A 19,169-nucleotide genomic window follows, 5' to 3' on the forward strand; every position below is an offset into this window, starting at 1 on the left:
GCGGTTCCCGGTCGCCGCGCACCGACGTCGTTTCTCTGTTCGCCGACCACGGATCCAAGGAGCGCGCTATGACCGGGCACGAGCCCCCCGTCGAGATCGACACCAGTAAGCCGCATCCCGCCCGGATGTACGACTGGTTCCTCGGCGGCAAGGACAACTATCCGATCGACGAGCAGATGGCCCGGCAGCTCCTCGCCGTGGACGCGCGCGGCCGTGACATGGCCCGCGTCAACCGGGCGTTCATGCACCGCGCCACCCGCTGGCTGGCGGAGAACGGCATCCGGCAGTTCCTCGACATCGGTGCCGGGATACCGACCGAGCCCAACCTCCACCAGATCGCCCAGCAGACCGCGCCGGACGCGCGCGTCGTGTACTGCGACAACGACCCGATCGTCCTGGCCCATGCGGCGGCCCTGCTGCGCTCCACCCCCGAGGGCGCCACCGAGTACATCCAGGCCGACGCCCGCAGGCCCGAGGTCATCCTGGAAGCGGCCGGCAAGGTCCTCGACTTCGACAAGCCGATCGCCCTGTCCCTGCTGGCGCTGCTGCACTTCCTGGACGACGAGGACGGCGCCGCGGAACTGGTGGACCGCCTGGTCGACCAACTGGCCCCCGGCAGCTACCTCATCCTCTCGCAGACCACCGGCGACTTCGACCCGGAGGGCGCGGCCAAGGCCGCCGCCATGTACAAGGCCCGCGGCATGACGCTGCGCCCGCGCAGCCGGGCCGAACTCACCGCCTTCTTCCACGGTCTCGAACTCGTCGATCCGGGTGTCTCGCTCTCCGCCGACTGGCACCCGGAGCTCGGCGAGGTCATCGACGTCCCGGGCGACGAACCGATCCCGGGCTACGCGGGCGTGGCCCGCAAGGGCTGAGCGTTCGGCGCGTAGCGGCACCGAAGTGGCCCCGCCCGCCGTGCGGCGACTCGTCCGAGAGGTTGATTCTTACCCAATTCGCCATAATGGGGCTCTCAACGAGCGCAGGCGTCCGATCCGCACGGGATGGTGCGGATCACTGACGTCCGGAAGGCGAGAATCTATGTGCACGCGGGCACTCTGGGCTGGCGCGGGCGGGGCTGTTCTGGTCGGGCGCAACATGGACTGGATGGAGGAGATGGGGACGAACCTCTGGGCGTTCCCACGCGGCATGGCCCGCGATGACGGGCTCGGCGGGACGCTGACCTGGACTTCTGTGTACGGCAGCCTGGTCGCCGGCGCGCACGACCTCATGACCGTCGACGGGCTCAACGAGGCCGGCCTGGCGGCACACCAGCTGTTCCTCCCGGAGTCCGACTACGGCGAGCGGGACGAGAGCCGGCCGGCTCTGAGCGTGGCGGTCTGGATGCAGTACGTACTCGACAACTTCGCGACCGTCGCTGACGCGGCGGCCTGGATCGAGAGCTCCCAGCTGCAGATCGTGACACAGAGTGACCCGTCGAGCGGTAAGTCGGTGACCCTGCACATGGTGCTGGACGACAGCTCGGGCGATTCGGCGATCGTCGAGTACCTGGACGGGAAGCCGCGGGTGCACCACGACCAGGCCTACACGGTGGTCACCAACTCGCCCCCGTTCGACGAGCAGCTCGCGCACCTGCGCACGATCGAGGGCCTCGGCGGCAACGAGCCCCTGCCGGGCGGGACCGACCCCGAGGACCGCTTCGCGCGTGCGGCGTACTACCTGACCAGGCTTCCGCAGCCCGGTGGCATCACCGAAGGGGTCGCTTCACTGCTGAGTGTGATGCGTAACGCAGCCCAGCCGTTCCGTGTCGCCGATCCGCACAAGCCCTACGCCTCGCAGACCATTTGGCGCACACTCGCGGACCTGACCAACGGCGTCTACGTCTTTGAGTCGACATCACGGCCCAACATCGTGTGGGCACGGATGTCCGGACTCGATCTCTCCGAGGGTGCCCCCGCGCTGAAACTCGACCTGGCCCACGACACCGGCCTCGAAGGCGGACTCGTCGGAGACGTCACCGACCGCTTCGCCCAGGCACCGCCGATGCACTTCCTCCCGGCGCGGTAGAACCCAGTGGGCAGACGGCCCTTCCGACCGCACAGCGGTCAGGTCGAAGCGTCGAAGGCCCGGTTCACTCGTATGGCGTACTGGGCGGGCAGGCCCCGGGCATGGCCCCGCACCCGCGCAGCCGCGCCGAACCCACCGCCTTCCTCCACGGTCTCGAACCCGTCGACCCGGGTGCCTCACTCTCCACCCCCGTGGCCCGGGATCGGTTCGTCGCCCGGGACGTCGATGACCTCGCCGAGCGTGGCACGCAAGGCCTGAACGGTGACGGAAGCGGGGTGAGGCCGGCGCCTCACCCCGCTCGGTGTCCTACAGCCGCACGCCGTCACGCAGCACCTGTTGCGCCACTGTCTGCCGAGGCACGCGCAGCTCCTCCCGGATGCGGGCCAGGTCGGGCTCGGCGAGCGTGATCGCCGCGGGACACTGCGGGGCCCGGGTCAGTCGTTCGATGCGCAGGGCGCTGGAACCGTTGCCGGTGGAGACCGGTGCGTCCGGTCCGGAGGGCTGGGGCATGTCCTGTGCGCGCAGACGGGCCGCATGCGCGTGGAGCATGTCCCAGAGATCCTCCTGCGGGGCCGCAGGCCGGTGAGTCCTGACGACGGTGCGCTTCTCGACGGCCAGCCGGTGCATCTCCATGCTGACCGCACGTGCGAGGCGCCCGTCACGCAGAGCGGCGAGAGCGGCCTGCGAGGAAGCAGCACGGGCCGACGCGTCGTCCGCCTCGAACAGCGCACGCCGGGCGGCCGGTTCCGTGAGCCACAGCAGCAGGCGGGCCGTCGCGGCCAGCGCCGTCCGGGGAATCCACAGCAGCCACTCGCTCTTCCGCGACCGTGCGTCGAAGCGTCGCGTTCCGTCTGCCACGGCGGCAGCGCCCAGGGCAACAGCGTTGATGCGTGGTGGCGTGGCGGAGGGCTCGCCTTCCTGCACGGCCCGCGACCCGGCTGTCAGCGACCTGAGGGCCGTGCCGACGAACGCACCGTCCCGGACGTTGCGGGGAGCGCTCCGGCCCAGGGCCTGAGTCAGGGCGGCAACACGTTGCTGAGGAGGGGAGACAGCCCAGAGCGGGAGGCCCAGGACCAAGCAGCGTCGGCGACGAAGGCCGTAGTGGATGACGCTCACGGAGAAGTCCGGAGTGAACTGGACCGCGTCGACGCGTCGTACTCCGGCGATGTCCGCCGTGCGGTGCAACAGCGCGAACAGGGCCGGTGCATCGGCTTCCCGCACGGTCGGCGCGTCAGGATCCAGTCGCCCGGGCCGCGGACGCATGGCAAAGGCCATGCCCAGGAGCAACAGGCCGATCCACGGCTGGAAGAACGTGCGAAATCCGAGAACGGTCAATCGCAGGCCGGTGAGGAAAAGCCCGGCTGTGACGAGATGGACCACCCCGGCCACGGCGTACGCGACCGCCGCTTTCGCGCACCCGACCCGTGAGGTGCTCGCCGGTCGGCCGTGCTGGTCGGAATCCATGATGCCCCCCGGCAATGAACGGCTGATGCCGCGTGAAGATGAAATGATCTGATCAACATCGCGCAGGAATGACAAGTGGCCCGCGCATGTTCCGAAGGCGCGACCGACGACGCCCGGCACTCGGAGCGGTGCGGCCCCAGGCCACAATGGAGCCATGTCCCGACGCACCGCACGCCCCCGACGGCCTTCCGCCGCCCCCGTCTTCCAGGTCACCCCCGCCCTGCCGTGCCCGTGCGGGCTGCCCGCCACCTACGGCGAGTGCTGCGGCCGGTTCCACGCCGGAGCGTCCGCACCGACGTGCGAGGCGCTGATGCGCTCCCGATACGCCGCCTTCGTCGTCCGGGACGTCGCGTACCTGCTCCGTACCTGGCACCCGGACCACCGGCCGGCCGTCCTTGACCTCGACCCCGGGCAGCGCTGGCAGGGGCTGGAGATCCTGGGGACGACGGAGGGCAGCGCCTTCCACACCACGGGAACGGTCACCTTCCGGGCGCACTACACGATCGGCGGTGACCGCGACTCGCTCCACGAGAAGAGCCGCTTCGTCCGCCACGAGGGCGCCTGGGTCTACGAGTCGGCCGTCTTCGCCGAGTGAACCGTCGCGCGGGGGACAGGGCGGAATCGGTATCCGTCAGCTGAACACGGACACGCGCTTCCGGTGCAGGGTCGGCTTCTCGTACGCGTCGACGAGGGCCACGGCCAGATCCGCGTACGACAGACGGGCCGACGGCGACTCGGGCACACGGTCCCCACCGATCCGGTAGCGGCCCGTCCTGACCCCGTCCGCCTCCAGCAGCGCCGGCGGCGTCAGCATCAGCCAGTCGGCGTGCCGCTCGGTGCCATCACCCCCAAGTGCTCGCGGCGACCCTGCGGGCGATGGAGCGGGACGGACTCGTGACCCGTACCGCCTACGACGAGAACCCGCCCCGGGTCGAGTACGAGCTGACACCGCTCGGGCACTCCCTGATGCTCCTCGTCGAAGCCGCGAGGAGCTGGAGCAAGGACCATCTGCCCGCGCTCCTCGAAGCCCGCGCGGCGCACGAGGCGGCGGGGAGGACGTAGGCGTCAGACCGGCGCCCCTGCCGGGGCGACCGGAGCCAGTTCCTGCGTGAGGTCCTCCGCCAGCAGCCGCTTGGCGATCACGTCGACCGCCGCGCGCAGCCGGGTGTCGTCGGCCTGTGCTCCCTGGTCGCCCAGCTGCTCGGTGAGCCAGTGGGACCAGGCGTCGTTGATGGTCCTGGCCTCCCGGCTGCCCGCCTCGGTGTGGGTGAACAGATGGCCGTCCCCGGTGAGATAGCCCTCCTCGATCATCCGGTCGAAGACGGGCACCAGGACCTCCGGCGGGATCCTGTGCCGCGTCGCGATCAGCCGGAGTCCCGCGTGGCCGACCATCCGGGTGAACAGCTCGACCTGCATGACCGCCCAGGCCCCCGCCATGTCGAGCCGGGTGTCGGACGAGGCCACGATCCGCCGGGCCGTGTCCGGGTCCACCCGGCGCAGCACCTTGGCCACCGAGAACTCCAGCAGCCGGGCCGAGTCCCCGGCGCTCGGCGACGCGAACCCGTCACCCATGTCGGTCGAGGAGGCCCGTGCCGTGTCCCGCAGCTTCACCTGCTTCAGGAACAGCGCCACGACGAATCCGAGCACCGCGACCGGCACCGTCCACAGGAACACCGTGTGCAGGGTGTCGGCGTATGCCTGGGCGAGAGGTGCCGACTGGGCGTCGGGGAGTGAGTGCAGCCCTTCCGGGCTCTGCGAGGCCTTCGCCACCACCGCCGGATCTCCGCCCGCCCGCACCGCCGCCGCCACCCCGTCCTCGAGGTTCGGCCCGAGCGAGTTGGCGTAGATGGTCCCGAACACCGCCGTGCCGAACGAGCTGCCGAGCGTCCGGAAGAAGGTCACCCCCGATGTCGCCGTGCCCAGGTCCGCGTAGTCGACCGTGTTCTGCACCGCGATCGTCAGGACCTGCATGCACAGCCCGATGCCGAGCCCGAGCACCAGCATGTACAGCGACTCCAGCCACACCCCGCTGTCCGGCCCCATCCGGGAGAGCAGGAACAGTCCGACCGCCATGACGAGGGAGCCCACGATGGGGAAGATCCGGTAGCGGCCGGTCTTGCTGACCACGTTGCCGCTGAAGATCGAGGCTGCCAGGAGTCCGATGACCATCGGCAGCGTCCGGACCCCCGACAGCGTCGCCGAGTCCCCGTCCACGTACTGCAGATAGGTCGGCAGATAGATCATCGCGCCGAGCATCGCGAAGCCCACGATGAAGCTGAGGATCGAGCAGACCGTGAAGACCGGATTGTTGAACAGCCGCATCGGCAGCATCGGTTCCTTCGCCCGGAACTCGACGAAGCAGAACGCGGCGAGGGCGGCCAGGCCGAGGACGAAAAGGCCGATGATGACGGGGGAGCCCCAGGCGTACTCGTTGCCGCCCCAGCTCGTCGCCAGGATCAGGGAGCTCGCCCCGACCGTGACCATCGCGATGCCCAGGTAGTCGATCACCGGACGTCCCGCCGCCTTCACGGACGGAATGGTCCTGGCTGCCGCGATGACCACCACGATCGCGATCGGGACGTTGACGTAGAACGCCCAGCGCCAGGTCAGATGGTCGGTGAAGAGGCCGCCCAGCAGCGGCCCGATGACGGTCGATACGCCGAAGACCGCACCGATCGCACCCTGGTACTTGCCGCGGTCGCGCAGCGGGATCACATCGGCGATCAGCGCCATCGACGTGACCATCAGACCGCCCGCGCCGATGCCCTGGAGACCGCGCCACACGATCAGCAGCGTCATGTTGGTCGCGAGACCGCAGAGGAACGAACCGGTGATGAAGATGATCGCCGAGACCTGGAAGACGATCTTCCGGCCGAACAGGTCACCGAACTTGCCGACCAGCACCGTCGCCACGGTCTCCGCCAGGAGGTACGCGGTCACCACCCACGACATATGGGCGGCGCCGCCCAGGTCCGAGACGATCGTGGGCAGCGCCGTGCCCACGATCGTCTGGTCGAGGGCGGCCAGCAGAATGCCCAGCACGATCGTGGCGAAGACGATGTTCCGGCGGCGCGGATCGAGCAGGGGCGGTGCGCCGGCGGCCTGCGCGGCGGGGGCGATCTCGCTGGCAGTGGTCACCTTTGCACCCTCACACCGCCCCCTGTCACCCGCATGCGGGAGGCGGCCGGACGTGTCAGCCCAGCAGGTCCTTCAGTGAGGCCTTCATCCGTGCGACGAACGCCTCCCGCACCGGCTCGCCCACCCGGTCCAGCGAGAGATACGGATTGAGGTCCTCCAGTTCTACGAGCAGCAACTCACCCGCCTCCGTCCGGCACGCGTCGACCCGCTGGATGCCGTGGTCGAGGGTGTTCCAGTCGACGAACGCGCGCGCGAACGCCAGATCCGCGGCGTCGGCCTCGTACGGCTCCAGCACCCACCGCTGCTCCGGGTGCGGCGCGTACAGCGCGTACTGGAAGTCGTGGTCGACGAAGTAGAAGGACACCTCGTAGCGGAAGTCGATGCGCGGCTGGACCAGCTCCGTGCCGTCCGCCCCCGGCGGGAGCTCAGGGGTACGGACGAACCGCAGCCCGACCGAGTCCGCGCCCAGCTTCGGCTTGATGACATAGCCCTCGGCCTCGGGCAGCAGCCCCAGATCCGCCGCCCGGTCCACGGTGGGGATGACCGGGTACCCGGCCCGGCTCAGATCGACCAGGTACTGCTTGCCCGCCATGTCGCCACGGCCCGTCAGCGGGTTGTACACCCGCGTGCCCAGCTTCCGGGCCCGCGCACAGAACGCGTCGTACGCCTCCTGGTAGTGCAGCACCGGGCCGCTGTTGCGTACGACGACGGCGTCGAATCCCTCCAGCAGCGCGGCGGCGTCACGGGGGTGGCAGAGAGCGACGTCGAAGTCCTCGCGCAGCCGCGACGTCAGGTGGATGTCCTCGTCGCAGTAGCGGCGCCCGCGCGCCTCGTAGGCGAGATCGGTGACGAAGAGAACGGACGGGCGCGGGCCGGCGGGCATGGTTCCCCCAGGGGGTTCAAGAGCGGACGGTGGGTCAATAACCTGAGCGACGTTGCCCGTCAACGACCCTGGAGCGTCATGACATCTGCCCCACAAGAGTCACTCGCCTCGCAAGCACCGCCCGTGCCGGACATTCTCTCGCCTTCCTTCGCCGCCGATCCCTACGGGGCCTACCGGATCATGCGCGAGAGCCACCCGCTGATCAGGCACGAGGCCACCAACAGCTACATCGTCTCCCGGTACGAGGACGTCGAGCGCGTCTTCAGGGACAAGGCGGGGGAGTTCACCACCGACAACTACGACTGGCAGATCGAGCCCGTCCACGGCAAGACCATCCTTCAGCTCAGCGGCCGTGAGCACTCCGTACGCAGGGCCCTGGTGGCCCCGGCCTTCCGGGGCACCGACCTCCAGGAGAAGTTCCTCCCCGTCATCGAGCGCAACGCACGTGAGCTGATCGACACCTTCCGGCACACCGGAGAGGCCGATCTCGTCGACGCGTTCGCGACCCGCTTCCCCGTCCTCGTCATCGCCGACATGCTCGGCCTCGACAAGGCCGACCACGACCGCTTCCACGGCTGGTACACCACCGTCATCGCCTTCCTCGGCAACCTCGCGGGCGACCCGGAGGTGGCGGCGGCCGGTGACCGGACCCGGCAGGAATTCGCCGAGTACATGATTCCGGTCGTCCAGGAGCGGCGGAAGGCACCCGGCGACGACCTGCTCTCCGCGCTCTGCGCCGCCGAGGTCGACGGTGTCCGGATGAGCGACGAGGACATCAAGGCGTTCTGCAGCCTGCTGCTCGCCGCCGGTGGCGAGACCACCGACAAGGCCATCGCCTCGATCTTCGCCAACCTGCTGACCCACCCCGAGCAGCTGGCCGCCGTACGGGAGGACCGCACTCTCATCGACCGGGCCTTCGCCGAGACGCTGCGGCTCAACCCGCCGGTGCACATGATCATGCGGCAGACGGCCGTCGATGTGGAGCTCGGCGGCGGCCGGGTGCCGGCCGGGTCGACCGTCACCTGTCTGATCGGCTCGGCCAACCGGGACGCGTCCCGGTACCGCGACCCCGATCGTTTCGACCTCTTCCGGACCGACCTGACCAGCACCACGGCGTTCTCCGCAGCGGCCGACCATCTGGCGTTCGCCCTCGGCCGGCATTTCTGCGTCGGCGCGCTGCTGGCCAGGGCCGAGGTGCGGACCGGGGTGAACATGCTGCTCGACGCGATGCCCGACGTACGGCTCGCGGACGGGTTCACCCCGTCCGAGCAGGGTGTCTTCACCCGGGGCCCGGCGTCGCTGCCGGTGCGGTTCACCCCGGTCGCCGGGCCCTGACCGTGTGTCAGTGTCCGGTCCTCGGCCCACGATCCCGCGTCAGCGGATGTGGCGCCCCGAGATCGCCCGCGCGATGACCAGGCGCTGGATCTCGCTGGTGCCCTCGAAGATCGTGTAGATCTTGGCGTCGCGGTACATCCGCTCCACCGGATGCTCGCGGCTGTACCCGGCGCCCCCGAGGATCTGGACGGCCTTCTCCGTGGCGGACACCGCGAGTTCGCCCGCGCGCAGCTTGGACATGGAGCCCTGGCCCGCGTCGAAGGTGCGGTCGTTGCGGGCCATCCACGCGGCCTGCCAGATCAGCAGCCGTACGGACTCGATCTCCGTACGGATGTCGGCCAGCGCGAACGCGATCGACTGGTTCTCGATGATGGGCCGGCCGAACGCCTCGCGCTGTCCGGCGTACTCCAGCGCGTACTCGTACGCCGCGCGCGCGATGCCCAGCGCTTGGGCGCCGACGGTGGGGCGGCTGACCTCGAAGGTCGCCATCGCCGCCTGCCCCTTGGCGTTGCCGCCCTCGCGGGCGCGGGCGAGCCGGGCGTCGAGCTTCTCCTTGCCGCCGAGCAGGCAGTGGCCGGGCACGCGTACGTCGTCGAGGAAGACGTCCGCCGTGTGCGAGGCGCGCAGGCCCAGCTTCTTGATGGTGCGGCTCGCCTCAAGCCCCTTTGTCGCGGGCGGCACGATGAACGCGGCCTGTCCGCGGGCGCCGAGCGACGGGTCGACGGAGGCGACGACGACGTGGATCTCGGCGATCCCGCCGTTGGTGATCCACGCCTTCTGGCCGGAGAGCACCCACTCGTCCTTGGCCTCGTCGTAACGCGCTTTCGTGGCCATCGCGGAGACATCGGAGCCGGCCTGCGGCTCGGAGACGCAGAACGCCGCCACCTTCGGGTCGTCCTCGTCGCCGTAGCACTGGGGCACCCACTCGGCGAGCTGGTCCGGTGTGCCGGAGGCGAAGATGCCGGCGACGGCCAGGGAGGTGCCGAAGAGCGCCATGCCGATGCCGGCGTCGCCCCAGAACAGTTCCTCGTTGGCTATCTGGAGGGAGAGCCCTGACGGGTCGCCGTACATGTCGGCCAGGGACTCGAATCCGTACAGACCGATCCGGGCCGCTTCCTGGATGACGGGCCAGGGCGTCTCCTCGCGGGCGTCCCATTCGGCGGCCGCCGGGCGCACCACCTGGGCGGCGAAGCCGTGCACCCAGTTGCGCAGGTCCTGCTGTTCCTCGGTGAGGGCGAGGGAGAAGTAGCTCATCGGCCTCAGGCCTTCGGGATGTCGAAGTAGCGGGTGAGGCCCGAGGCGAGGCCGACATCGCCGGCCACCTTCAGCTTGCGCATCATGAACATCGTCACGGGGTTGCCGTTACCGGAGACCAGCTTGAGGAACTCGGCGTCGGCCATCACCAGCGTCGTGCGCGGCTCGGCGTCGGAGCGGCCCTCGCTGATGGTGCAGGCGCCGTCGGCGATCGCGGTCTCGTAGACCGTGTCCGTGTCACCGGTGATCTTCCAGCGGATCAGCGCCTTGAGCTGTCCCGCCGCCTCCGGGCGGAACTGCTGCTTCATCCGGCCGAAGACCTCGCCTAGCACCCGGGTGCGCAGTTCGCCGTGCATGACCTCGCCGAGCTGCTTGGCGGACAGGCCCTTCACGATCCGTGCGAACTCCTGCGGGGACACGGCCGCGAAGTCGAGGGCGGTCAGTTCGTCGGTGAGGTTGCCGCTGCTGTTGTCGGCCACGCCAGTTCCTTACTCTGGAGTAAACTTACTTCCGAGTAAGGTAAGCGCAGTGCGGCGCCTTCGCAAGATGGAGTCAAGGCGGGGGAGTCACCAGGAGCTGCCGGGGCGCACCGCCAGCCGGGGATGGTGGGCGGAGAGCACCTTGTTGGCGCGGGCCAGTTGGGAGAGGGCCTGCTCACGGTCGGCCTGGTCCTCGATGTCGAGCCGCGGGCCGCGGAAGCTGCGGACCTCGCGCGCGGCGCACTCCGCGTCGAACTCCGCCTCCAGGATGTGCGCCGGGATGCAGGAGCCGATCAGTGCCGCGATGCGGTCCGGGATCGGTACGGGGACGAGCAGGTGCGAGGCGGTCATGGGGTTCCCTCTCGAATGGTGGCCAGGAGGTCGGGCGTCGCGGCCGCCGGGTGGGCGGCCGACTCCTCCATATGTACGGGACGCAGTTCCGGGTTTCTCGTTGAGAACGTCTCCGTGTGGCAACCGTTCGGGACTGACCGGCTATTTCCGCTTACCCATAGGTAAGTTGACCTGTCGTGACGTACCCGCCCCGGCCCGCGCCTCGCGCGGCCGGAGCTCTGCTCAGAGGGGGAGGTTCTCACCGCGTGACCGCAGCTGGAGCGCGCGCAGTACCGCCTCCGTCGAGAACCGGCTTTCCGGATCGATGAGTTGCTCGCCGAATATCGTCTCCAGGTTGCGCATGCGGTAACGGACGGTCTGCGGGTGCACATCGAGCAGGGCGCCCATGTGCGCGGCTGTGCCACGGGTGTCGAGCCAGATGCGCAAGGTCTCGATCAACCGGTCCCGCCGGGTGGCGGTGATACCCGCGATCGGGGCGAGCTCCCGCTGTGCCAGCTGGTCGAGCAGTGCGGGATCGGACAGCAGCCAGAGTGTCACCAGGTGGTTCTCGCACAGCACGAGTGGCGCGTCGTCGATGGCCCCGCTGTCGATGAGTTCCAGTACCCGGCGGGCCCAGCGGATGGAGTCGGACGCCTGTGCCGTGGGAACGGTGGGGCCGATCGCGACCCGGGTGCCGATCAGTGCCCGCTCGAGCATCTGTCTGCGTGCCTCGTTCAGCGGTCCCGGTATCAGCAGGTGAGGCTGCGGGCTGCTGAGGTCGACCAGCATGTCGCGGTCCGCGTCGACCCGGTCGAGTCCGGCGGGGGCCCGCGCGGCGACCAGGGTGACCTGGTCGGGTAAGGGCCAGCCGGTCTGTTCGCAGAGCTCGGCGATGGCGGTGCGCGGTACCGGCCGTCCGGCGAGGATGAGATGGAGCAGGCGCCGGCGCGTGGCCTCGCTCTGCTCGCCCGACTGGGACTGGACCTCGAGGAAGCCCTCCCGCGACAGCGACTCCAGTTCGTCGACATAGGCGAAGAGCGCGTCGGCGAAGCTGAGCATGAGCGCGGGCGAGAAGCTGTAGCTCCGGCCGACCTTCTTCGCCCGGCGCAGCGCCACCCGGGCGCCGAGGCGGTAGGCCCCCTGCAGCGCCTCCATGCTCCGGCCCTCGTAGGCCTCGAACCGGCCGAAGCGCCGGCACATGTCGTCGCGCAGGCTGGTGGACGTGGAGGGTTCCGCGACCAGGTCGACGAAGGAGGCGAGGCTCTGCTCCACACCGACCCGCAACGCCTGCCCGTTGGGGCCGTCGAGCAGACGCGCGTACTCCGGATATGCCCGGGTCACCTCGACGCCTATTTCCTTGATGAGGCTGGGAAGTTCGGGTCGCATGATTGCGGCGAACTCCTGCGGGAGCGGCCCCAGCGGATCGTCGGCGTCGGACGGATGAATGCGGTGCGGCATGACGTTCCCCTTGCTCTCCGGCGCCCGGTGGGGGTGAGGCAGTGGGGGAAAGCGCTCCCACGAACCGACAGGTGCGTACCAAGTCCGCGATGAAGATAGACCAAGTCAGGCATTGTGCACACCACTTGAACAAGATCGAAGTGCAGGGGCCACACATCTCGGCCGCGTTGTGGGCCTTCCGTGCAGGTCGGGCGCCAATGCTCACTTCAAGACAATGTTTTCCGGCCGTTTACTCTTCTCGCGACAATGAAGTAACCCTGGGTAACGGGAAAATTGGGAGGGCTCGGCCCGATTCGTCGTCGACTGCTCCGGGAGCCGGGAAACCGCGTGCTTCCGGAGCGTCTCCATGGAGAGGCCGAGGCCGTTGTCCTGTTCGGTTCGCAACCGCCGTGCGCTCGGGGCTTTCCGATGTCTTGGCAGGGAGTGCCGTGCGCCGGGAGAGCTATCGGAGGCGCACATTCCGATATCCGCACCGAACCGGCCCCCGGCGCACCGACCTCACTGTCCGTCACCGGCCTGGGCCCGGCGGCCGGAAGAGGAGCAGCCTGATCGGCGGTCCGCCGCGGGCGGTCGGTCCCCGGCGGATCCCGCAATACCGGGCGGGCGGCTCCCGGGTGCGGGCCTGCGCGCATTCGGCAGGGGGTGAGTTCGGCCTCGACCGTCCAATGGCCCGCGAGCCCCTGGCCGCGCGAAATGGCGAAGCGTACGTGTATGCGTCGGCTCGGGTGGCCGGGTCCGGTCCTCGTCCGTGGCCGGGAAACTGCGCAGTAAATGCTAAGCCGTTGGCTCGAAATACTGACCTGCGGACGAGGAAAAAATCTCTTACGGAGAATCTTGACCGGCAGGATTGTGCTCGAAGTTTCCCGCAAGTAACGTCACGGCCTGTCACAGAACGTGTGTGGCTGAACAGGGCACGGCCCCCACGCAACACGGTTGATCCCGCACTTCCTGCCTCGGCGCAGGATTCCCGGTGCGTCCCCGCAACAGTGCATCCGCATTGTCGAATCGGAGGAACTACTGTGCGCAACTCCCTCAGAAGGCTCGCGGTCGCGACAGGCGCCACCGTCGCTGCCGTCGTCCTCGCCGCCCCTGCCGCAACGGCTGGTGCGACGGCTGTCTGGACTGTCGGTCCCACCTCGCCCGAGACGTTCTCGGCCACCGCCACCAGTGCGGTGCTCACCCTCAACAGCATCCCGATGACCTGTACGGGATCCGCTGCCGCCGGCACGTTGACCTCGGCCAGTGGCACCACGAACGTCCAGGTGGGCACGATCGCCCCGCTGACGTTCAGTGGCTGCACCAGCCCGTTCGGCACCGTGACGCCGACCACCAACACCTCGCCGGCGTGGCGCCTGGTGGCCAACACCTACAGCGCCGGCGTCACCAGCGGCTACATCGATGGTGTCCAGGCCACCATCAAGGTGCTCACCTGCACCTTCACGGTGACGGGCCGGGTCGCGGCGACGTACACCAACTCCACCGGCAAGCTGGCGGTCTCCAACAACGCCACCTACAAGCTGTCCGTCGCGTCGATCAGCGCCAGCGGCTGCACCGGCATCGCCAAGGTCGGTGACGTTCCGACGTTCACCTCCTCCTACTCCGCGGTGACCCCGGCCGGCGGCACGACCAAGCCGACCATCGTCTACAGCTGATCCGGCCACCGCACGATCCGGCCGGAACGGGCTCGCGCGGCGGGGGTTCCCCGTCGTGCGAGCCGCCGTCCGGTCCGTCCGAAGGGAGACATCGTCAGTGATGCCCATCCTTGCGCCGGGGGTCCGGCGCCGAACCACGGCGCGCGGCGCGGTCGTGGCGACCGCGGTGCTTCTGGGCGGGATGCTGCCCGGAGCCCAGGCGACGGCCGGGGATCACAAGATCGATGCCCACCTCGTCTACACCTGCGACTTCGCCGCGAGCAAGCAGCAGGTCGAGGTGGGTGTCACCGCGACGGTCCCCGACTCCGCAAAGGCGGGTGAGCGGATCACTCCCGCCGACGTCGTGACGGAGGTGACCCTTCCGGACGCCTTGGTCAGGGAACTGGCCGGAGCGGGCGCGACGACGCTGAGCGCCGAGACCCGGCTCACCACCCGGGTCGGGCAGCAGGACCACCGTACGGAGACCGAGTGGATCGGCACGACCGGCACCGCTGTGCCGGTTCCCGCCTCGGGGCCGCTGACCCTGACATCGGCCGGCGAAGTCCCCTTCGTCAGGCCCCTGGCGGTGGGCGACCTCACCTTCGATGCCGTCGGGCTCACGACTGTGCTCACGCCCAGAAAGGCCGACGGAACCGCGGTCGAACCGGCCGCCACGGCACTCGCCTGCACCCCCGAAGCCGATCAGCCGACCGGCCTGGGAAAAGTGCGGATCACGGGTGAGGAAACCGAGACCGCCGCACCGGAGCCCACCTGGCCCGGCGACGCCGAGAGCAGTAGGGCGAAGGCGAAGCCGAAGGACTCTGCCGCGCCCGAGGTCGGCGCGCGCAAGGAACCGGCGGCCGCGGCCGCCGCGGCGCCTCCCTGTGTGGGTGACCCGAACGACGGGCTGAACATGGTCGCCTACGTGACCGGCTACGCCGACGTGACGAAACTCAGGAGCGCGACCAGGTTCCCGCTGGCCTGTGCGCAGATCACCCAGGGGGACACCCGTCCCGACTTCTCCGAGCCCGGCTTCCTCCACGTGTACCAGGATTCCGCCGTGGTGCTGGACTACCACGGCAAACCGCAGCTCCCACCGGCCTCCGGGACGTTCCTGACCTTCGGCTTCATGCCGACCACGGCGGTCATGGAGATGACCCAGATACCGCCGAAGATCGACGCCAACGGTATCCCCGTCCCCAACATCAAGTCCGACATCGCGATCAATCTCTCGGACAACTCCAGCAAGAACATCACGGTCATCACGATGGACTTCATGCTGCGGCTGCGTGACGTCGAGGTCAACGGCGTACCGATGGACGTCGGGGACTCCTGCCGCACGAGCAAGCCGTTCCGGCTCTCGCTCGAGGGGCGGATGACCATGACGCCGGAAGGTGTCATCGACGGATACACCCTGGTCAGCGGTGGCGTGCTGACCGGTTCGGTCACCATCCCGCCGTTCAGCGGATGCGGCACCGCCGGTGAGGACCTCGACAGCCTGTTCACGGCGTCCATCTCCGGGGAGTCCGGCTACGTCAAGCAGACCCAGGGAGCCCCGTGCGCGACCGTGAGCGCCGACCCCGCGTACTGCACACCTGACGGGCAGCCGGTCAACGTACCCGTCGCGGAGCGCTGAACCGGCTCGCACCGCGCCACGCAGGCCCCACTTCGCACCGAGCCCGGCATTCCTACTCATGCGCAAAACGAATCGAGGGAACAATGAGACCTGTCCCGAAGAGCTGGCGCACCGGCCTTCTCGCAGCCGCGGCCACCGCAGCACTGGTCGTACCGGTGGTCGCCTCACCCGCCGGGGCGGCAGCGGCGGCCCCTCAGCTCAACGGCAACTGGGCGCCGTTCAACCGGTGTCCGGTGGACGATCCCGCCATGCTGGCCACGGACGGCGAAACCGACATCGCGCTGTGCGTGACCTCGACGTCCCCCAACGGCACGATCAAGCTCGGCAACACCACCGCGACGACCGGGGCGACCAATCTCCAGTTCGGGGTGATCCAGCACCCGGCCGAGGGCACCTACAGCGTCGTGCCGCCGGCCGCCGGGTCCATCATCAGTGACCGGACCACCATCCCCGGCGGTCTGCTCGGGCTGATGTGCCCGAGCGACATCCCGTTCGTGACGGGCATCTGCAACCAGATCACCAGCAACACGCTGAACAAGGTCACGGCCACGGTCGAGTCGGCGGGCGCGCCGAAGGACTTCGACCTGGTGGCGGGCCTCAGCTCCGGGCCGATCGTCTCCCTGCCGATCAGGATCCACCTGGAGAACCCGTTCCTCGGCTCGGGCTGCTACCTCGGCTCGTCCTCGAACCCGATCGTGCTGCACCCGGGCAACCTGAGCCAGCCGGAGCTCGGCGTGACGCTGTTCGACCCCGACGGGACGACCAACCCGGAGGGTTCGCTGATCCAGTTCGCGCTGACCGGCGCCTCCCAGGGTGACAGCACCTTCTCCGTACCCAAGTCCAGCGGCTGTGGGCTGGGAGGCCTCCTCAACGGTGTGCTCGACCTCAAGACCGGGCTGCCCGCGGGATCCGGGAAGAACAACCTGGTGCTGAACAACGCCTCGACGTACACCGTCGGGCTGACCGCGCCCGGGGCCGTCGTACCCGACGCCGGCAAGGTTCTGTCCGACAACTGGCACTCTGCTGTGAAGTAGCCGGTTCCGGCGGCTCCCACCTCGGAACCGTCCCCTTCCGGGCAGGCCGAAGCGGATTTGTCACTTCGTGCGTGCTCCCTGCCGTCCCGCGTTCGCGCCCGCCCCGGTCAGGTCACTCCTGGCCGGGGCGGGCTGCGTCCTGTCCGGGGCTGATGAAATTGTTCCGATCCGAAGCCGCCGGCCCCTTCGGAGCAACTCACATCCGGATAGGTTTCAAAAGCGAGTTGCTCACTGCGGGACAAGGAATCGGCACCCGGAGATGCTGGTCAAGAAATTTCATGAACCAGTATTGCGAACTCAGGTTACCGGGCCGTAGCGTCCGCACTGAGGGGGAGACGGCCGTCTTGCCCGAAAGGCGTGAGACCAGGGCTCCTGGCGGGCCCCGGGCCGCAGGCCCGTACGCCGGGGTCACTTGCGCAGATTCCGACAAGCCCACCGGGTGGGATTGTCAATCAGTGACAAGTGGTCCGACCCGAGTCATCGATCCGCTGATTTCCGCTGTTCAACGGCTTGTCCTGGCGGTTTCGGCGGACATAACGTGCGCCTCCTGGTGCATGTGTGACGAGCCGCCATTGGATTTCTCAGAGCCGGAGTGCTGACTGATGACTTCGTTCACCGACACGTCGAGGGAGGGCCGATGGGAATCGAAGTAATCGTGGAAGGCCTGACGAAATCCTTCGGAAAGCAGAACATCTGGCAGGACGTCAGCCTCACTCTCCCCGCAGGTGAGGTCAGTGTCATGCTCGGCCCGTCGGGTACGGGAAAGACCGTATTCCTCAAATCCATCATCGGCCTGCTCAAGCCTGAACAGGGCCGGGTCCTTGTCAATGGCGTCGACATGGTGAACGGTTCCGAGCGGGACATCATGGAAGCCCGCAAGCTCTTCGGCCTCATGTTCCAGGACGGTGCGCTTTTCGGCTCGATGTCGCTCTTCGACAACATCGCGTTCCCGCTCCGGGAGCACACCCGTAAGAAGGAATCCGAGATCCGCCGCATCGTGATGGAGCGGATCGACGTGGTCGGCCTCCTGGGTGCCGAGGACAAGCTGCCCGGCGAGATCTCGGGCGGTATGCGCAAGCGGGCCGGCCTGGCCCGGGCACTCGTTCTGGACCCGCAGATCATCCTCTGCGACGAGCCCGACTCCGGACTCGACCCGGTCCGCACCGCGTTCATCTCCCAGCTGCTCGTCGACCTGAACGCCCAGATCGACGCGACGATGCTCATCGTCACGCACAACCTCGACATCGCCTCCACCGTGCCGGACAACATGGGCATGCTGTTCTGCCGCAACCTCGTGACCTTCGGGCCGCGCGAGGTGCTGCTCACCAGCGATCTGCCCGTGGTCAACCAGTTCCTCGCCGGGCGCTGCGAAGGGCCCATCGGCATGTCCGAGGAGAAGGACGCCGCCACGCTCGCCGCCGAGGAGCTCAACGGCTACGGACAGGGCATCAGTTCGGCCAACGCCCCGCGCACCGTCGTCCCGCAACTGGAGCCCTCGCCGGGCCTCCCGGTGCGCCAGGGCGCCCTGCGCCGCCGGGAGCGGGTCATGTCGATGATGGGGCAGCTGCCGGAGGCGGCCCGTACCGCCATCCTCAACAGCTACAGCCCGGCCGCCGCGGGCGGTGGGCGCCCATGACGGCTCCCATGCCGGTGATACCCCCGGGGCCGCCGGGGGACCGGCCCCCGACTCCGGCCCCGCTCCCGAAGAAGGCGCCCGAGGCCCCGCGCCCCAGCAGGGCCCTCGCCCCGCTGCGCGAGACCGGCCGGCTGTTCGCGCTCGCCGGGACCGTGTGCCGGGAGACCTTCCGACGGCCCTTCCAGGTGCGGGAGTTCATCGAGCAGTTCTGGTTCGTCGCGAGCGTCACGATCCTGCCCGCCGCCCTCGTCTCCATCCCGTTCGGCGCGGTCATCGCCCTCCAGGTCGGCTCGCTCACCCAGCAGCTCGGCGCCCAGTCCTTCACCGGCGGCGCCAGCGTCCTCGCCGTCATCCAGCAGGCCAGCCCGATCATCGTGGCGCTGCTGGTCTCCGGGGCCGCGGGCTCGGCCATCTGCGCCGACCTCGGATCGCGCAAGATCCGTGAGGAGCTCGACGCGATGGAGGTCATGGGCGTCTCACCCGTGCAGCGCCTCGTCGTCCCGCGGGTCCTGGCCACCATGCTGGTGGCCGTGCTGCTCAACGGCCTCGTCTCCGTCGTCGGCACGATGGGCGGCTACTTCTTCAACGTGATCATGCAGGACGGCACCCCGGGCGCCTATCTCTCCAGCTTCTCGGCCCTGGCCCAATTGCCGGACCTGTACGTCAGCGAGATCAAGGCCCTGATCTTCGGCTTCATCGCCGGCATCGTCGCCGCCTACCGCGGCCTCAACCCGCGCGGTGGTCCGAAGGGCGTGGGCGACGCGGTCAACCAGTCCGTCGTCATCACCTTCATGCTGCTGTTCTTCGTGAACATGGTCCTCACGGCGATCTACCTCCAGATCGTCCCCGCGAAGGGGAGCTGACCG

The 19,169-nt window shown here is 69.0% G+C and carries 18 protein-coding genes; 10 read left to right on the forward strand and 8 right to left on the reverse strand.

Features of this window, described 5'->3' with window-relative positions; all coding sequences use genetic code 11:
- Positions 1–68 precede the first annotated feature (68 nt).
- Both OG446_RS33110 and OG446_RS33115 read left to right on the forward strand, forming a co-directional pair.
- Complete coding sequence (locus OG446_RS33110; RefSeq protein ID WP_328897477.1) at positions 69–875, forward strand: SAM-dependent methyltransferase; 807 nt, start codon at positions 69–71, stop codon at positions 873–875.
- A gap of 163 nt (positions 876–1,038) precedes the next feature.
- Positions 1,039–2,025 carry a linear amide C-N hydrolase gene (locus OG446_RS33115; RefSeq protein WP_328897478.1) on the forward strand — a complete coding sequence of 329 codons (987 nt, stop codon included), beginning with the start codon at positions 1,039–1,041 and terminating at the stop codon, positions 2,023–2,025.
- A 306-nt stretch (positions 2,026–2,331) separates the two neighbouring features.
- Here OG446_RS33115 and OG446_RS33120 read toward each other — a convergent pair whose 3' ends face one another.
- Positions 2,332–3,489, reverse strand: coding sequence for a M48 family metallopeptidase (locus tag OG446_RS33120; protein WP_328897479.1), 1,158 nt, complete (start codon positions 3,487–3,489; stop codon positions 2,332–2,334).
- Between the two features lie 154 nt (positions 3,490–3,643).
- Here OG446_RS33120 and OG446_RS33125 point away from each other — a divergent pair, with 154 nt between their 5' ends.
- Positions 3,644–4,084, forward strand: a complete 441-nt coding sequence (locus tag OG446_RS33125; RefSeq protein WP_328897480.1) for a YchJ family protein — start codon at positions 3,644–3,646, stop codon at positions 4,082–4,084.
- A gap of 36 nt (positions 4,085–4,120) precedes the next feature.
- Here OG446_RS33125 and OG446_RS33130 read toward each other — a convergent pair whose 3' ends face one another.
- Complete coding sequence (locus OG446_RS33130; RefSeq protein WP_328897481.1) at positions 4,121–4,303, reverse strand: hypothetical protein; 183 nt, start codon at positions 4,301–4,303, stop codon at positions 4,121–4,123.
- Between the two features lie 38 nt (positions 4,304–4,341).
- Between OG446_RS33130 and OG446_RS33135 the strand changes: the two genes are divergently transcribed.
- A complete protein-coding gene (locus OG446_RS33135) occupies positions 4,342–4,551 on the forward strand; it encodes a winged helix-turn-helix transcriptional regulator (RefSeq protein WP_328897482.1) in 210 nt (69 codons plus the stop codon).
- Between the two features lie 3 nt (positions 4,552–4,554).
- On the opposite strand, the gene OG446_RS33140 is transcribed toward OG446_RS33135, so the two are convergent.
- On the reverse strand, positions 4,555–6,627 hold the full coding sequence (locus tag OG446_RS33140) for an MDR family MFS transporter (RefSeq protein WP_328897483.1): 2,073 nt from the start codon (positions 6,625–6,627) through the stop codon (positions 4,555–4,557).
- A gap of 55 nt (positions 6,628–6,682) precedes the next feature.
- On the reverse strand, positions 6,683–7,510 hold the full coding sequence (locus OG446_RS33145; RefSeq protein ID WP_328897484.1) for a hypothetical protein: 828 nt from the start codon (positions 7,508–7,510) through the stop codon (positions 6,683–6,685).
- A gap of 78 nt (positions 7,511–7,588) precedes the next feature.
- On the opposite strand from OG446_RS33145, the gene OG446_RS33150 reads away from it, so the two are divergent.
- Complete coding sequence (locus OG446_RS33150; protein ID WP_328897485.1) at positions 7,589–8,845, forward strand: cytochrome P450; 1,257 nt, start codon at positions 7,589–7,591, stop codon at positions 8,843–8,845.
- Positions 8,846–8,884: 39 nt separating this feature from the next.
- On the opposite strand, the gene OG446_RS33155 is transcribed toward OG446_RS33150, so the two are convergent.
- The 4 genes from OG446_RS33155 to OG446_RS33170 all read right to left on the reverse strand — a co-directional run bounded on the left by OG446_RS33155 (position 8,885) and on the right by OG446_RS33170 (position 12,366).
- The gene (locus OG446_RS33155) at positions 8,885–10,099 is read right to left on the reverse strand and encodes an acyl-CoA dehydrogenase family protein (RefSeq protein WP_219567128.1); all 1,215 of its coding nucleotides are present in this window, start codon (positions 10,097–10,099) and stop codon (positions 8,885–8,887) included.
- Between the two features lie 5 nt (positions 10,100–10,104).
- A complete protein-coding gene (locus OG446_RS33160; RefSeq protein WP_328897486.1) occupies positions 10,105–10,578 on the reverse strand; it encodes an SCP2 sterol-binding domain-containing protein in 474 nt (157 codons plus the stop codon).
- Between the two features lie 87 nt (positions 10,579–10,665).
- Entirely contained in the window at positions 10,666–10,929 is a 264-nt protein-coding gene (locus tag OG446_RS33165; protein ID WP_328897487.1) for a hypothetical protein, read from the reverse strand.
- A 222-nt stretch (positions 10,930–11,151) separates the two neighbouring features.
- Positions 11,152–12,366, reverse strand: a complete 1,215-nt coding sequence (locus OG446_RS33170) for a PucR family transcriptional regulator (RefSeq protein ID WP_328897488.1) — start codon at positions 12,364–12,366, stop codon at positions 11,152–11,154.
- Between the two features lie 1,019 nt (positions 12,367–13,385).
- Between OG446_RS33170 and OG446_RS33175 the strand changes: the two genes are divergently transcribed.
- From OG446_RS33175 to OG446_RS33195, 5 genes are all read left to right on the forward strand, one after another.
- Positions 13,386–14,018, forward strand: coding sequence for a hypothetical protein (locus tag OG446_RS33175; RefSeq protein ID WP_328897489.1), 633 nt, complete (start codon positions 13,386–13,388; stop codon positions 14,016–14,018).
- 100 nt (positions 14,019–14,118) lie between these two features.
- The gene (locus tag OG446_RS33180; protein ID WP_328897490.1) at positions 14,119–15,633 is read left to right on the forward strand and encodes a DUF6801 domain-containing protein; all 1,515 of its coding nucleotides are present in this window, start codon (positions 14,119–14,121) and stop codon (positions 15,631–15,633) included.
- 83 nt (positions 15,634–15,716) lie between these two features.
- Positions 15,717–16,667 carry a hypothetical protein gene (locus OG446_RS33185; RefSeq protein WP_328897491.1) on the forward strand — a complete coding sequence of 317 codons (951 nt, stop codon included), beginning with the start codon at positions 15,717–15,719 and terminating at the stop codon, positions 16,665–16,667.
- A 637-nt stretch (positions 16,668–17,304) separates the two neighbouring features.
- Positions 17,305–18,303: an ABC transporter ATP-binding protein gene (locus OG446_RS33190; RefSeq protein ID WP_328897492.1), complete on the forward strand. Its 999-nt coding sequence runs from the start codon at positions 17,305–17,307 to the stop codon at positions 18,301–18,303.
- Complete coding sequence (locus OG446_RS33195; protein WP_328897493.1) at positions 18,300–19,166, forward strand: MlaE family ABC transporter permease; 867 nt, start codon at positions 18,300–18,302, stop codon at positions 19,164–19,166. The genes OG446_RS33190 and OG446_RS33195 overlap by 4 nt, the downstream gene beginning before the upstream one ends.
- Positions 19,167–19,169 lie beyond the last annotated feature (3 nt).

It is taken from the genome of Streptomyces sp. NBC_00236 (assembly GCF_036195045.1).
Taxonomy (GTDB): domain Bacteria; phylum Actinomycetota; class Actinomycetes; order Streptomycetales; family Streptomycetaceae; genus Streptomyces.

Coding starts and splice junctions, on each gene's coding strand:
- OG446_RS33185 (WP_328897491.1), top strand. CDS start 15,717: ATGAGACCTGTCCCGAAGAGCTGGCGCACCGGCCTTCTCGCAGCCGCG.
- OG446_RS33125 (WP_328897480.1), top strand. CDS start 3,644: ATGTCCCGACGCACCGCACGCCCCCGACGGCCTTCCGCCGCCCCCGTC.
- OG446_RS33165 (WP_328897487.1), bottom strand. CDS start 10,929: ATGACCGCCTCGCACCTGCTCGTCCCCGTACCGATCCCGGACCGCATC.
- OG446_RS33110 (WP_328897477.1), top strand. CDS start 69: ATGACCGGGCACGAGCCCCCCGTCGAGATCGACACCAGTAAGCCGCAT.
- OG446_RS33145 (WP_328897484.1), bottom strand. CDS start 7,510: ATGCCCGCCGGCCCGCGCCCGTCCGTTCTCTTCGTCACCGATCTCGCC.
- OG446_RS33120 (WP_328897479.1), bottom strand. CDS start 3,489: ATGGATTCCGACCAGCACGGCCGACCGGCGAGCACCTCACGGGTCGGG.
- OG446_RS33180 (WP_328897490.1), top strand. CDS start 14,119: ATGCCCATCCTTGCGCCGGGGGTCCGGCGCCGAACCACGGCGCGCGGC.
- OG446_RS33195 (WP_328897493.1), top strand. CDS start 18,300: ATGACGGCTCCCATGCCGGTGATACCCCCGGGGCCGCCGGGGGACCGG.
- OG446_RS33170 (WP_328897488.1), bottom strand. CDS start 12,366: ATGCCGCACCGCATTCATCCGTCCGACGCCGACGATCCGCTGGGGCCG.
- OG446_RS33130 (WP_328897481.1), bottom strand. CDS start 4,303: ATGCTGACGCCGCCGGCGCTGCTGGAGGCGGACGGGGTCAGGACGGGC.
- OG446_RS33190 (WP_328897492.1), top strand. CDS start 17,305: ATGGGAATCGAAGTAATCGTGGAAGGCCTGACGAAATCCTTCGGAAAG.
- OG446_RS33150 (WP_328897485.1), top strand. CDS start 7,589: ATGACATCTGCCCCACAAGAGTCACTCGCCTCGCAAGCACCGCCCGTG.
- OG446_RS33115 (WP_328897478.1), top strand. CDS start 1,039: ATGTGCACGCGGGCACTCTGGGCTGGCGCGGGCGGGGCTGTTCTGGTC.
- OG446_RS33155 (WP_219567128.1), bottom strand. CDS start 10,099: ATGAGCTACTTCTCCCTCGCCCTCACCGAGGAACAGCAGGACCTGCGC.